Source organism: Rhizobium sp. 05L429 (assembly GCF_056397645.1).
Genome location: NZ_JBFTNV010000004.1, coordinates 108,219 through 121,920, shown reverse-complemented (window position 1 = coordinate 121,920; position 13,702 = coordinate 108,219). Strand labels below are relative to the sequence as shown.

Here is a 13,702-nt window from a genome sequence, read left to right as displayed (position 1 = left end):
ATTGCGGTGGGTATCATGCACCGGGGCCTATTCCACCGGAGCGTGGTGACGAGAGCCTTCAATCTGGCGGCGAAGGCGAAGATGTGCGATTATCTGCCAAGGCGACTGCTCACATCGAGGCAGACGCCGGGGCAAATATTTCATTGCTGGCCATCGACGCTTCGATAGCGGGTACGCCTGTCGCCACCCTATGGCGAGCAATCAGTGCGGCATTCCTGTAGCCAACATACCCGATCTCCTGCAACGCCATGCCGCGAACTGTCACGACATCAGATCGTCTTCGGCCGAGAGGATAGGCATCCTTCTACTCTAGAAAGCAGTGCCAACAAGGCCGAGCGACGAGCAAACTCAACGGAGGATACACCATGAGTACCATGCGAAACCTTTGCTTTGGTCTGCTGGCTTCCGCATGCGCGACCGCGCTGGGTGCACCGGCAGTCGCGCAGCAGCCGCAGTCAAAACCCAACATCCTTGTCATCATGGGCGACGATGTTGGCTGGTTCAACCTCGGTGCCTATCACCGGGGCATCATGTCCGGGAAGACGCCGAACCTCGACAAGCTGGCGTCCGAGGGCATGATGTTCACCGACTATTATGCCGAGGCGAGCTGCACGGCCGGCCGGGCGAGTTTCATCACCGGTGAGATCCCCTTGCGCACCGGCCTGACGACTGTCGGTCAGGCGGGTGCGGATGTGGGCATGCCGGACAAGGCAGCAACCATCGCCGCCGTCCTCAAGACCGAGGGCTACGCCACGGGCCAGTTTGGCAAGAACCACCTCGGCGATCTGAACAAGTTCCTGCCGACTCTCCATGGCTTCGACGAGTTCTTCGGGTACCTGTACCACCTCGATGCGATGTCGGACCCCTACTGGTATTCGTTCCCGAATGACCAGTCGTACCGTGACAAAGTCGGGCCGCGCAATTTGGTGCATACCTTTGCTACGGATACTGATGACGCGACCCAGCAGCCGCGCTGGGGCAAGATCGGCAAGCAGCGGATCATCGACGAAGGCCCGCTGGCGCCATACCCTGATATGTCCAACGTGCCGAACATGCATGACATAACGCCCAAGGCCAAATACGACATGGGAACGTTCGACGAAGTGCTGGTCAAGGCTTCCTGCGACTTCATGGACAAGGCCAAGACCGACGGAAAGCCGTTCTTTGTCTGGCACAACACGACGCGCATGCACGTCTGGACATTCCTGTCTCCCAAATACCAGGCTTTGATGAACAGCGAGACCAATTATGGTCTCGAAGAAGCCGGCGTGGCGCAGCTGGACGATAGCGTCGGTGCCATCCTGAAATGCGTTGAGGACGCCGACGAGACCGACAACACCATCGTCGTCTTCACGACCGACAATGGCGCAGAAGTCTTTACCTGGCCTGACGGCGGCATGACCCCGTTCAAGGGCACCAAGGGTACCGTGATGGAGGGCGGCTTCCGCGCACCAGCGATCATCCGCTGGCCGGGCAGGATCAAGCCTGGCACGGTCGAGAACGGTATTTTCTCCGCCCTGGATTGGTTCCCCACGCTGGTGGCGGCGGCTGGTAATCCCAACATCACCGACCAGTTGCTCAAGGGCGTGAAGCTGGGCGACGTGACCTACAAGAACCACCTCGATGGCTACAACCAGCTGGACCTGCTGGAAGGCAATTCGCCGTCCGCACGTCATGAGTTTTTCTACTTCGGTGGCCCTGCTCTGGGGGCCGTACGCCTCGACAATTTCAAGTTTCAGTTCTTTCAACAGCCGCAGGGTTGGCCCGGCGGAAAGGTAACGACTGATATGCCCACCATGGTCAATATCCGTCAGGATCCCTTCGAGCGAACACCGTCGATTGGCGAACAAAGCCTCAATGACCTGGGTGGAGGCTACATGAACGACTTCTTTGCTCGTGAGTTCTGGCGCTTTGTGAGTGTTCAGCAGGAAGTCGCCAAACTCGCGCTTACGGCGGTCGACTACCCGCCAATGCAGGATCCGGCCTCCTTCAACCTGGATGCCGTGAAGAAGCAGATAGACGCGGCGATCAAGAACAAGCCAGGCAACTGATCGAGAACGTCTCAAGACGACGGGTGGCCCGCAGGGGCTGCCCGTTTGTTCTTTCGCCTGGCTTTGGTCCCATCCTCCACTCTCCCGCCGACCAGCGCGGCAGAAATTGCACCCCGTTAACCCCTTGCCTGTGGGAAAATCAGCCGCGTTCCACAATTTCGTCCCGAGCTGCCGCAATTATGGCAGGGTGTTTCGGGGCTTGATGCGGCGCCAGCCTGCGGTTAGGTCTCGGAGGGACGAAGCAGTGAATGAAGGAAGTGCCGGCGTGATCGATCCCTATGCCATGCTTGGACTGGAGCGCGAAGCCGATGGCGAGGCGATCAGGCTTGCCTGGCGCAAGGCGGCCAAGGGCGCGCATCCGGATGCCGGCGGCGACTCCGATCATTTCAACCGGCTGCAGATCGCCTACGAACTGCTGCAGGATCCCGTGCGCCGGCGCGTCTATGACGATACGGGCTACGACCCGCAGCTTGCCGACCCGAGGGATCTCGAAGGCGTGCTGATGCTGGAATCGCTGGTCAACGAGGTGATCCTCGACGAGCGCGAACCCGGCAGCTTCGACCCCGTGGCCGCGATGCGCCGCAAGCTGTCGGACGATATCGTGAAAAGCCGCTTCCACATCCTGGAGCTCGAACGCCACCGCGCCCGCGTGCGCAAACACATAGACCGCCTCGGCCGCCGCCCGGAAACCGACGTGCTCGGCTCCATGCTGCGCGCCCGCAGCGAAGCCATCGCCGACGCCATCCGCAAGACGGAGAAGCAGATCCAGACGATCGAGCATACCTATACGATGCTCGAGGGCTACTCGTATGAGGTGGAGGTTCTGGCACCGCTGGAAAAGGTGGAGGTGGAGGTGGAGGTGGTGGAGCCGCAGCGCGGGGAGGCTGCGGAGTAGGGGAACCATCGCCGCAGGAGATCATCCGGCCTTGCTCGCGCGCATGGTTCCGATTTTCAGGCCGATGCTGTAGCCACCCGGATGGCAGGGGCGTGAGCCCAACGGATTTCCGTACAGCATGTCCGGCATGTGGTATGATTGTCCATGACCTATTCCCTGAAGGATCTGGACGTTGCGCGCCGGCAAGTGGTTGCCGACCGGCAGATGATTTCGGCGCAGGAGATCCTGATCGACGGGATGCTTACGCGGGGAGAGCCGGCGGGGCTGGCGCGGGAAAGGCTGGTCACGATGACTGGGGATCTGCGCAACCATCGCTTCCATCAGGATCTGATCCAGGCGGCGATCCGGCTGCAGCGCTGAGCCTGCCGTTCATGCCGCGGGCCTCCACCGGGCGCGGATTGCTCGCGCCTCGGTTTCTTCTTTGGATTTTTGGTCTTTCCCATCAGCCGCGCGGGCTTTCTTGTGGGCTTCGCGTGCTCTCCCGTCGGCTTCTCTCTCGGTGGCGATCTTCTTTTTGTGGTCGTCGCGCGCTTCCTCGAGTTCTTTGATTGTCGGAAGATCATTGCCGGCCGGAGCCTTGTCTGACGGTCCGGGCTGGTGGCCGTTCAGGGTGGCGCGGGCAGCGGTGGCCTGGGCGATCAGTTCCACGGCCGAGGGGCTCCTTGCCGGGCGCTTCGCATTGGCGTTGTGATGCCTTCCATCCCTATGAGAGGCGGGTTTGTCGGGTGTGTTTCCAGGCATGTTGCATGCCTCCTGTTCGTGTCTTGAAGCCGCCACCCTTCATCGGTCCTGCGCTGGCGCTGCATGGAGTGCCGTATCGCTATCGAAGGCGGGTATTCCCATGGTTTCAGCGGTCTGTCGCTGCCGGACGAGGATTGACGGTCATGGCGCCTGATCGCAGCCAGAGATCGTTGCGCTCATGGCGCAGGCGAATTTCTGTCTGTGCATGATCATCCTCCGGGAAGGATTGGCGAGCGGGTGGCCTGGGTGAGCGGTCGGTGGGGCAAGCGGCCGGGGATTTCTCGCCGGCCTCGTTTTTGCGGGGGCGAAACGCTCAGCTCGGCTTACCAAGAGCAATCTGGCAGGCCTGCGCAAGGTCCGCGTTCGGTTCGGTGGTGCCGAGCGGCGTAGCCCAGCCGGCCTTCTTGATGATGTCACTGCGTCCATAGGTGCCGGCCGAGTTCAGCTCGGCCATGATCTGCGCCGAGGCCGGATCGCTCTTGGCGCGGTCGAGGCAGTAGGGTGTCAGCGCGGCGGCGATCGCCGAGGTGCGCTCGATACCGGCGGCTTTCTGGGCGCTGCCGCTGGTCACCCAGCCTCCCCAGCTGAAACCCACAATCGCCAATGCGGCCGCGCCGCACACGGCGCCCCACAGGCCGGGGCGAAGCCATGTTATATTTTGCATCACGAATTCCAATCTTTTAAAAAAGCACGCGATTTCGCGTGCTTAAATAATAACACAATAAAAAATCTGCGTTTTGTTTATTATTTTATTTGATATTCCTGTTGTAATTGTTCAATTATATTTAAAAAATTCTTTGGGTATAAGTGTAAAAACTCGATAAAACTGCTGTTTTATATTTTCGTCCTAATCGCGACTCAATTGGAGCGCAATGATATCCGGTCGTCGTTTGGCCGTATGGTTCTCGCCGGTGTCAGAGACTTGAAGACAGTCACGCTTCCGAATTTCGATTGCCAGACCGATGCCGTAGCCCGATGAGGCTTTTCACCGGGCTGCGGTCAGAGGCCTTCACCTGGAGCCTGTCGCCATGTCAGCCTACGCATCGTCAACACGCACAACCAACACCATCGTCCATTTCTCCGCCTCCTTCACGCTGCCCGATCTCGTTGGTGAGATCCATCCGGCCGGCGACTACAAGATCGTGCAGGATGAGGAGCCGATCGAGGGTCTTTCGCGCATCGCCTACCGACGCGTCGGAACCTTCATTCATCTGCCCTCGATTGCGGAAGGCAGCCGCTTGCGCAGGATCGTGAGGATCGAGCCCGCACTTCTCCACCAGCTGCTGGAGACCACGAATGCGACGGGGGAGCTTTCCTCATGACCGTATTCGAAGATCGCGAGAAGGCGCTGGAGCAGATGTATTTCCTGGATTCCGACATGGCTTTCAAGGTGCGATCGCGCAGCGACCGACTGCTCGCCCGCTGGGTCAGCGGCATGACGGGCGCAGACAGCGAGGCCTATATCGGCGAGATCATTGATCTCAGGCTGACCGGCGCCGATGATGAAGGCGTGATCGCCAAGATGGTTGCGGATATCCGCGCCGCCGGCAAGGATGTGGATGAGAAGGCGCTCAGGGAGCGTATGGAAACGCTGACGGCCGCCGCCATGCGGGATCTCGCTCGACCTCTGTGATCTTCTCGGTGATCGGCCTGTTTGAACCGCAATCGCTGTCACCCACCGTGAGACCGCTCCATACCAGCAGCGGTCGCCGGAACATGCGCCTCTCCGCCGCATTGCCTTGATCGTCGCTTCACCCAAATTGCGTGGTGAAGGTGTCAACGTCGTGCCATCCATCCGCCAAGAGGTCATTCAGTGAAAATCGCGCGGCTCTTCTTCCGCCTCGTCGTCTCCCTGAACTTCATGCCGCAGGCTTATGCCGACGAGCTGGTTCACTTCGACAGCGCCGTCGTGAAGCCAAGCCCGTTTCTGGAGCGCAAGGCGAAGGAACAGGGCGAGGCGCTGCCATCACTGCAGGCGACTCCATTGATCGGTTATCTGACCCGCCCGCAGGGTGACGGGCGGTTTCCGGCTGTCGTGCTGATGCATGGATGCGGCGGTATAAGGTCTCACGTGAAGGATGCTTGGCCGGAGCAGCTGGCCTCCTGGGGTTATGCCGTGCTGGTCGTCGATAGTTTCACCACCCGCAACATTAAGAATACCTGCAAGACCTATCTTCCCGATCGCGTCTTCGATGCCTATGGCGGTCTGGATTTCCTGTCGAAACAGGGCTTCATCGATGCCAGCCGCGTGGCGCTGATGGGCTTTTCGGCCGGCGGGATTGCGACGCTGGAGGCGACGAAGATCGACGGGAACGAGCAGCTGATGGATGAAAAGTTCAAGGCGGCGGTTGCCTATTATCCCGTCTGTGCCGTGCATGAGAGCGATGCGACCGTACCGACGCTGATCATGGTCGGCGAACTCGATGACTGGAGCCCGGCCGAGAAATGCCGCAGGCGGATCGCCAATCTCAGCGGCAAGGGGCCGCCGATCGAACTTCATGTTTATCCGGGCGCGCGCCACGATTTCGATGATGAGGCGATGACGAAACCGAAGACGGTGTTCGGGCATGTGGAGGAATATAATGCAGCTGCGGCAGAGCAGTCGATCGCCACCGTTCATGACTTCCTGCAGACCTATCTCGGGAAATAGGGGCCGGCAGCCGGCCTTTTTCCCGTCAATCCGCCTTGCTCGCCTCCGCTACGGCCCGCGTTTCTGGATTGCCGCCAATGCCCGGTACGACGGCGCGAGAAAAAAGCCCGGTGGGGTTTTCCGGGCTTGAGATCAGATGATGGGCGTGGCGGCTCGTTTCCGCCTGCCTCCTTATGCGGCCTTCGTCTCCTCCGACCGTGTCGCTTCAGCCATTTCGATGAGGTATCCGGGAAATATCCGTCCTCCGGCGCATGCGATCTGGCTAATGTAGCTTGATTGAAACCTGCAGCCCAGCTCGTCCAGGAATTGCGCAGGAGAAAACTGTGGACATCGCCGGGGAACAATCGCCATCACCAGCGGTTCCATATGGGTCAACCAACTGATCCACCTAGGAGAATGCCAATGCGCATGAGAATTGTCGCAGCCTCGCTGCTCGCCCTCGGCATGGCCACATCAGCCTTCGCCCAGTCCAACCCGGCTCCAACTGGCGCCACCATGGATAAGAACACCACCGATTCCGGCGGCGGCGCCGGCACCGATATGAAGAAGAAGCCTGCCGCGATGGACAAGACCACGACCGGCAGCACGACGGGCGGCGCGATGAAGATGAAAAAGCCCGACTGCCCTGACCACGCCAGCAGCTCAGGCACCGGCTCCGGCAAGCTGCAGACGCAGGGCGGCACCAGCAACGCCACCCCGATGGACGAAGCCTGCGCCTCACATAACAATTGATCGCAGCGTGGGTCGAAGGATGCCCGGTCATGATGTGGCCGGGCATTTTTTTGTGGGCTGGGTGGCACTTTCGCTCCCGGATTGGCTTTTCGGGGAGAGAGGCGACGGCGACGGACTATCGTGGGACGCCCCCATGGCAATAGCCAAATATCCGGCTATGCTCACTCCAAGACCAAAGCAGACTTGGGAGCACATCGCGCGTGCCGCATATCTACATCGTCACCGATTGCGAATTCGACGGCCCCATACCGGGCACCCATTCGATGCTCTCCTTCGCCTCCGTTGCCCTCTCCGAGACCGGCCGGATCGTCGGCGAATTCGAAGCCGTGCTGCAGCCGCTCGAGGGAGCCGGGCGCGACCCTGTGACCATGGCTTTCTGGCAGGCCCATCCGCAAGCCTTTGCCGCCGCGACTGATAATGCCGAGCCCGCAGCCGAGGTCATCTCCCGCTTCATCGCCTGGGTGAAATCCTTGCGCGCCGAGCCGATCTTCGCTGCGCATCCGGTCGCGCTCGACGGCCCCTGGCTCGATCATTACCTGAAGCGCTTCACCGGCCGGCCGCTGTTCGAAGGGCCGTGGATCGCCGACCGCCTGTTCCGCCATCCGCCGCTCTGCATCCTGTCGCTGGTGGCGGGTGCGACGGGCCGCAGCCCCTGGGAATGCGATATCGCCCATTATCCGCGCGAATGGCTCGGCAATATCGAGCACACGCACCGCGCCATCGACGATGCCCGCGGCTATGCCAACCTCCTGCATTTCTTCCTGACCCGGCGCGAACCCGGCGGCGGCTATCGCCCACTTCTGTCGTAGGGTCTCCCCGTCTAGCCGAGCTGTATCAGCCCAGCCTCGGTCGGCCTGAAGCCGCAGGCGCGGTAAAAGCCCTGAAGATGCGGCTCGTAATCGACATGCAGCCATTCCGTCCCGCGCTCCCGCGCGATCCGCGTCGCCTCCATCACCAGCTGTGTGGCAATGCCCTGCCGGCGCAGATCCGGATGCACACAGGTATCGAGGATAAAGGCATGAATGCCGCCATCCCAGGCGACATTGACGAAGCCGATCAGCCTGTTCTCGTCATAGGCGCCGACATGGGCAAGGCTGCGCGGCAGGATGCCGGTAAAATCCGGCGCCCGCGCGCCATCCCAGGCGGCGGCCCAGAGAGCGGCGAATTCATCGGGCGAGGGGAAGGGGTTGATGCGCAGTTCTGGCATTGCTTGTTGTCCGAGTCCGGTCGGTGGCGTTTCTGTCGATTCACACTACAGAAAATGCAGCCGCTTGGCGATGCTGGCGCGCAGGTTCGGCTTTCCGAGCCTGCCTTGCAAGGTATCCGCCGCGCCTGTGCAGCTCAATCCTCCCCATCCGCCTCTCTTCCGACGATCTTCCTGCTGTGATCGTCCCGGGCCAGTTCCAGCTCTTCCATTGTCGGAAGCGGATCGCCGGTTGGCGTCTTGTCGCCCGCTTCGCCTTCGCCGGCCTCTTCCCCCACAGCCGCCTCATCGCGGGCCGCATCCACCGCAGCGCGGGCGGATTCGGCTTCGGCGATCATCTCTCTGGCGGAGGGGTTTTGGGCAGGGCGGTTTTCATTGGCGGTGTCATGCCGGCCTGTGGCGGAAGGGGCCCGTCTGGTGATCTTGTCGATTTTCTTGCGCATAGCTTATCCATCGGTCGTTTGGGGCCGATCGCGAATCGGTCGTGTGTGGGGGGAACCGGCTTCGGCTTGCGGGCGGCTCGCGCCCGGCAACGCGGAACCCGGCGCTGGGGCCGGGCTCCTCGCCTCCGGCCTGCGTTCGAGCTTTGCCGGAGGTCGGCGCGCAGCCGCGCCGAGACGAATGGGTGCGCTAAAGATCCCGCGACAGTTCGTTGTGAACGCTGCGCACGCCGCGTGTCCGCAGGGTCACCTGCTCGGCGAGCGAGATTTCCTCGCTGACGTGAACCCAGCCCGCGAGCGTGACGTCGCTGCCGTGCGCCGTCACGAAAATATAGCTCGGGTCGAGATCGCCCGTATGGGCAAGCGCATCGTAGACAGCCGTTTCGAGATCGGCGTCTTCGGGGCGAGCACGCTTGTCCACCACGCTCAGATGTTTTCTGTTGACTGACATGTCTCATCTCCGTGCCGGTTCATCCCGGGCGTGAAACTGAAGCGTGTCGCGATCTCCAGGATTCGCCCGCCACGCTTTACGTCCTTGTCTCGCGCATATCGTTGTCGCAAACCGCTGCGCACTATTGCGCGACATGCTTTAGCGGCGGATATCCCTCTCCGTCAGCGTATAGCGGTCCTTGCCGCCGCGGCCGTAGAGACCGGATGCGGCCTCCAGAATGGCGGGGCGCGCCGCATCGAAGGCGCTCAGGCATTCGGCTTCCGTTCGGCCCGTCTGGGCGATGGAGCGCAGCGCGCTCGCCTCGATCAGAAACCGCACCTCGAACATGCCGTCATAGCCGGAGAAACGAACCCCATCGCGGCCCTCGTCGAAACTGCGGCTTCTATTGGGGAAAATCAGGGACATCGCAGTTTCTCCAGAAATTGGTGCCTCCGGCTCCTGCCAAGGACGCATAAGCGGCCACGCCTGATGCAGGCGGGATATGCACGGCTGATCATCGAATGCATCAGAGGTCTTTTTCAGCACGGTCTCTTAAATGTCTGGGCGTATGAGAAACATTGCTCTTTGCCAGCCCTTGCGGGCGCGGCCATGCTGCTCAGGATCGCTGCGAAAAAGCTGTTTTGCAGAGTGTCGGAAGACAGCGCGTCTTCCCTTGAGGGCATCGGGAAACCGATGCAAAAGGCGGCTTTATTCCATATGCCGCCATGATGGGATATGGGGTGCGGGCCGGCCATTGCAATGACCGGGCGCTAATAAACCCGGCCCGTTTCAGAGGGGCCCGGCGTTGTTCGAAGGCTGGTTCGGTGGCAATGACATGCCAAGCGCTCAGGGCCGCCTATTGCGCGTCGCCCAGCAGCGCACTGAGGCTCCACGGCTCTTCGCCCTGCTGGTTGGCAATATCCTCCACCTTCCAGCCGCCATGCTCCTTCACCAGCGTGTAGTAGAGCGTCACCTCTTCGCCGTTGCGGAACTGCACCTCCAGCTCGGCCCGGTCGTCCAGCAGGATCGGTTGACCGATCCGGAGATTGCTCGCCTCGCCGTCCTGCCCGGCAATGACGGGATCGAAATCGAGCGCTCCGACATCGCCTTCCTGCGTGTTGTCGAGGTCGGCTTGAAGGAGCTCGTTCAGGTGGTCGGAGAAGAAAGCCGAGTAGGGCGAGGGGGCGTCGTCAGCGGCGGCGTCTGTGTTGAAGGTGTAAAGGGCTTGGAGGAGGGCCTTCGGGGTTTTGTAGGTTGCGGCGAGAACGGGAGAGGCGATCAGGCTGGACAGGACGAGGCTGAGCATGAGGATGGGCAGGCGCATGCGGGCTCCTTCTGGTGCGGAGGGGATGTTTAGCAGGAGTCGCGAGTGTGGGTTGATATTTCGGAATCAGTCGCGCCGACGTCGTCAATCACTAGGACCTTGCCGCATCAAATCGCTCATAATCGCCGAAGAGCCGCGTCCATTACCGTCCCGGCCGGCCAGTCTTTCCCTTCGTCCGGTTCTTGCGCTTCTGCTCGCCCGGATCCTCATAGCTCCCGACACCCGTCTTCCCACGCACCAGTGGCCGCACATCGCGCTCCGGCTGCCCCTCCAGCAGCGGTGAAAACCGCTGCGTGCCCTTTGCCGCATCCGGCTTTTCCGGCACATGTCCAACCACGGGCTTCTCCGTCCGCCCCACGGTCATCTCATCCAGCGTGTTGCGACGGAAGAGGGTCTTGCTGTCGGCTGGGGTGGTGGGGTCGTGGCCCATGTCGTCGAGGTGCGGCTTGGCGAAGTAGGAAGGCGTGGCCCCCTCATCCGCCCTGCCGGGCACCTTCTCCCCGGCCGGGAGAAGGGATTCGCGGGTCGCCTTGGCGTTCCGTCTGATCCCTTCCATCGACTTGGCTTCCTCGCGGGCCAGCGGGTCGTCCATGGCGGCGAGTTCGACGGCCTTGAGGCGTTTGATTTCGTCGCGCAGGCGGGCGGCCTTTTCGAAGTCGAGGTCGGCGGCGGCGTCGCGCATGGACTTTTCCAGCGCGTTGAGATGGGCCTGCAGGTTGTTGCCGACGAGGTTGCCGCCATCGGCGAAGCCCTTGCCGGAGGCGCCGGAGATATCGGCGCGCACGTGGTCGCGCTCGTAGACGCTGTCGAGGATGTCGGAGATGCGGGCCTTGACGCTTTCCGGCGTGATGCCGTGCTGGGTATTGTAGGCCACCTGCTTTTCGCGGCGGCGGGCCGTCTCGTCCATGGCGCGCTGCATGGAGCCGGTGATGTTGTCGGCGTAGAGGATGACCTTGCCGTCGACGTTACGCGCGGCGCGGCCGATCGTCTGCACCAGCGAGGTCTCGGAGCGCAGGAAGCCTTCCTTGTCGGCATCGAGAATGGCGACGAAGCCGCATTCGGGAATATCCAAGCCCTCGCGCAGCAGGTTGATGCCGACGAGCACGTCGAATGCACCGAGGCGCAGGTCGCGGATGATCTCGATGCGCTCCAGTGTGTCGATGTCCGAGTGCATGTAGCGCACGCGCACGCCCTGTTCATGCAGATATTCGGTCAGGTCCTCGGCCATGCGCTTGGTCAGCACGGTGCAGAGGGTGCGATAGCCCTTGGCGGCCGTTTCGCGGATTTCGCCGAGCACGTCGTCCACCTGGCTGCGGGCGGAGCGCACTTCGACGGGCGGATCGATGAGGCCGGTCGGGCGGATGACCTGTTCGGCGAAGACGCCGCCGGCCTGTTCCATTTCCCAGCCGCCGGGTGTGGCCGACACGGCAATCGTATCCGGGCGCATGGCGTCCCATTCCTCGAAGCGCAGCGGCCGGTTATCCATGCAGGAGGGCAGGCGGAAGCCATATTCGGCCAGCGTCGCCTTGCGCCTGAAGTCGCCCCGATACATGCCGCCGATCTGCGGCACGGTGACATGGCTTTCGTCGATGAAGACGATGGCATTGTCGGGCACATATTCGAAGAGCGTCGGCGGCGGGTCGCCGGGGTCGCGGCCGGTGAGGTAACGCGAATAGTTCTCGATGCCCTGGCAGGAGCCGGTGGCCTCCAGCATTTCGATATCGTAGCGGGTACGCTGCTCCAGGCGCTGGGCCTCCAGCAGGCGGCCGGCTTTCTCAAGCTCGGCGAGGCGAAGTCTCAGCTCCTCCTTGATCGATTTGACGGCGGCGTTCAGCGTCGGGCGCGGCGTGACGTAGTGCGAATTGGCGTAGATCTTCACCGATTTCAGGTCGCCGGTTTTCTGGCCGGTCAGCGGGTCGAATTCGGTGATGGAGTCGATCTCGTCGCCGAACATGGAGATGCGCCAGGCGGCATCCTCAAGGTGGGCCGGGAAGAGCTCGATCGTGTCGCCGCGCACACGGAAGGAGCCGCGCTGGAAATCCATGTCGCGGCGCTTGTATTGCTGGGCCACGAGGTCGGCCAGCAGCTGGCGCTGGTCCAGCTTGTCGCCGACATTCATCTGGAAGGCCATGGCCGTATAGGTCTCGACCGAGCCGATACCGTAGATGCAGGAAACGGAAGCGACGATGATGCAATCGTCGCGTTCGAGCAGCGAGCGCGTCGCCGAGTGGCGCATGCGGTCGATCTGCTCGTTGATGGAGCTTTCCTTCTCGATATAGGTGTCGGAGCGCGGCACATAGGCTTCCGGCTGGTAATAATCGTAGTAGGAAACGAAATATTCCACCGCATTGTCGGGGAAGAAATTCTTGAATTCGGAATAGAGCTGGGCGGCCAGCGTCTTGTTCGGCGCGAGGATCAGCGCCGGGCGCTGCGTTTCCTCGATCACCTTGGCCATGGTGAAGGTCTTGCCCGATCCGGTGACGCCGAGCAGAACCTGGCTGCGCTCGCCGGTTTCCAGTCCGCCCACGAGATCGCGGATCGCCGTCGGCTGGTCGCCGGCCGGCTGGTATTCGGAATCCATGCGGATGGTAATGCCGCCTTCGGATTTGTTCGGCCGGGCAGGGCGGTGCGGCGTCCAGATCTTGCCGTTCTTGTGCAGCGGGTTGCCGCTCTCGATCAGCGCCGAGAGCGCCTCGACTGTGGCGGTGACGCTGCCGGGCGCCAGATTGCCCGCATCTTCCAGCGAGATATCGAGACCTGCGACGGGATTGAGGCCGGCGGCCGCGCGCGTCTTCGGGTCGGACGAACCGCCGATGGAAACGCCACGCGCCGTCTTGCTGATGGTGGCCTTCTTGTTGACGCTCACAGCCTCGGTATGCTTGCGCGCCTCGTTCTCCACCTTCTTGCGGTGCTTGCCCGCCTTGGAGGCGATTTCGCGCTGGCTCTCGACGCCCGCCTGCTCGGCATCGGCCTCGAGCTGCTTCACCCAATCGGAGACGCTGCCGCTGAGCGGCGCACCTTCAAACGACGACTGGGGGGCTTCTTCGAAGCCATTCGAAGCGGGGGATTTCTTCGGAGATTTTGCCATGCGCGGAATATGGCTGTTGTCATCATGAAATGGAAGGGGTTGAGAGTACAAAAGGGAAACGAATGAATCGTTCGGATTTTCGAATAGTCGAGCTATTCCGCTGTAGAAATCTCCGGGTGCGGCAAACCGAGCAGCCTCCGTCATGCC

At 61.8% G+C, this 13,702-nt stretch carries 16 protein-coding genes; 8 read left to right on the top strand and 8 right to left on the bottom strand.

Going from position 1 to position 13,702, the window contains the following annotated elements:
* Positions 1–365 precede the first annotated feature (365 nt).
* The 3 genes from AC1DNW_RS05375 to AC1DNW_RS05365 all read left to right on the top strand — a co-directional run bounded on the left by AC1DNW_RS05375 (position 366) and on the right by AC1DNW_RS05365 (position 3,306).
* Positions 366–2,051, top strand: coding sequence for an arylsulfatase (locus AC1DNW_RS05375; RefSeq protein ID WP_113309821.1), 1,686 nt, complete (start codon positions 366–368; stop codon positions 2,049–2,051).
* Positions 2,052–2,334: 283 nt separating this feature from the next.
* On the top strand, positions 2,335–2,946 hold the full coding sequence (locus AC1DNW_RS05370) for a DnaJ domain-containing protein (protein ID WP_113309850.1): 612 nt from the start codon (positions 2,335–2,337) through the stop codon (positions 2,944–2,946).
* A gap of 144 nt (positions 2,947–3,090) precedes the next feature.
* A complete protein-coding gene (locus AC1DNW_RS05365; protein ID WP_113309822.1) occupies positions 3,091–3,306 on the top strand; it encodes a hypothetical protein in 216 nt (71 codons plus the stop codon).
* A 9-nt stretch (positions 3,307–3,315) separates the two neighbouring features.
* Here AC1DNW_RS05365 and AC1DNW_RS05360 read toward each other — a convergent pair whose 3' ends face one another.
* Both AC1DNW_RS05360 and AC1DNW_RS05355 read right to left on the bottom strand, forming a co-directional pair.
* Complete coding sequence (locus AC1DNW_RS05360; protein WP_477823016.1) at positions 3,316–3,594, bottom strand: hypothetical protein; 279 nt, start codon at positions 3,592–3,594, stop codon at positions 3,316–3,318.
* A 406-nt stretch (positions 3,595–4,000) separates the two neighbouring features.
* Positions 4,001–4,351, bottom strand: coding sequence for a hypothetical protein (locus tag AC1DNW_RS05355; protein WP_113309823.1), 351 nt, complete (start codon positions 4,349–4,351; stop codon positions 4,001–4,003).
* Between the two features lie 364 nt (positions 4,352–4,715).
* Between AC1DNW_RS05355 and AC1DNW_RS05350 the strand changes: the two genes are divergently transcribed.
* From AC1DNW_RS05350 to AC1DNW_RS05330, 5 genes are all read left to right on the top strand, one after another.
* Positions 4,716–5,009 (top strand): hypothetical protein, encoded by a 294-nt coding sequence (locus AC1DNW_RS05350; RefSeq protein WP_113309824.1) that lies wholly within the window; start codon positions 4,716–4,718, stop codon positions 5,007–5,009.
* Positions 5,006–5,320 carry a DUF1476 domain-containing protein gene (locus AC1DNW_RS05345; RefSeq protein WP_113309825.1) on the top strand — a complete coding sequence of 105 codons (315 nt, stop codon included), beginning with the start codon at positions 5,006–5,008 and terminating at the stop codon, positions 5,318–5,320. The genes AC1DNW_RS05350 and AC1DNW_RS05345 overlap by 4 nt, the downstream gene beginning before the upstream one ends.
* Before the next feature lie 180 nt (positions 5,321–5,500).
* Positions 5,501–6,337 (top strand): dienelactone hydrolase family protein, encoded by an 837-nt coding sequence (locus AC1DNW_RS05340; protein ID WP_113309826.1) that lies wholly within the window; start codon positions 5,501–5,503, stop codon positions 6,335–6,337.
* Between the two features lie 402 nt (positions 6,338–6,739).
* Positions 6,740–7,069: a hypothetical protein gene (locus AC1DNW_RS05335; protein WP_113301402.1), complete on the top strand. Its 330-nt coding sequence runs from the start codon at positions 6,740–6,742 to the stop codon at positions 7,067–7,069.
* A 200-nt stretch (positions 7,070–7,269) separates the two neighbouring features.
* The gene (locus tag AC1DNW_RS05330; protein ID WP_113309827.1) at positions 7,270–7,878 is read left to right on the top strand and encodes an exonuclease domain-containing protein; all 609 of its coding nucleotides are present in this window, start codon (positions 7,270–7,272) and stop codon (positions 7,876–7,878) included.
* Positions 7,879–7,889: 11 nt separating this feature from the next.
* Here AC1DNW_RS05330 and AC1DNW_RS05325 read toward each other — a convergent pair whose 3' ends face one another.
* From AC1DNW_RS05325 to uvrB, 6 genes are all read right to left on the bottom strand, one after another.
* A complete protein-coding gene (locus AC1DNW_RS05325) occupies positions 7,890–8,276 on the bottom strand; it encodes a GNAT family N-acetyltransferase (RefSeq protein ID WP_113309828.1) in 387 nt (128 codons plus the stop codon).
* 134 nt (positions 8,277–8,410) lie between these two features.
* Positions 8,411–8,716, bottom strand: coding sequence for a hypothetical protein (locus AC1DNW_RS05320; RefSeq protein ID WP_113309829.1), 306 nt, complete (start codon positions 8,714–8,716; stop codon positions 8,411–8,413).
* A gap of 187 nt (positions 8,717–8,903) precedes the next feature.
* Positions 8,904–9,164: a BON domain-containing protein gene (locus tag AC1DNW_RS05315; RefSeq protein WP_113309830.1), complete on the bottom strand. Its 261-nt coding sequence runs from the start codon at positions 9,162–9,164 to the stop codon at positions 8,904–8,906.
* Positions 9,165–9,302: 138 nt separating this feature from the next.
* Complete coding sequence (locus AC1DNW_RS05310; RefSeq protein WP_113309831.1) at positions 9,303–9,569, bottom strand: DUF1488 family protein; 267 nt, start codon at positions 9,567–9,569, stop codon at positions 9,303–9,305.
* A 430-nt stretch (positions 9,570–9,999) separates the two neighbouring features.
* Positions 10,000–10,467, bottom strand: coding sequence for a DUF3828 domain-containing protein (locus tag AC1DNW_RS05305; protein ID WP_113309833.1), 468 nt, complete (start codon positions 10,465–10,467; stop codon positions 10,000–10,002).
* A 142-nt stretch (positions 10,468–10,609) separates the two neighbouring features.
* Positions 10,610–13,555, bottom strand: a complete 2,946-nt coding sequence (uvrB, locus tag AC1DNW_RS05300) for an excinuclease ABC subunit UvrB (protein ID WP_477852157.1) — start codon at positions 13,553–13,555, stop codon at positions 10,610–10,612.
* Positions 13,556–13,702 lie beyond the last annotated feature (147 nt).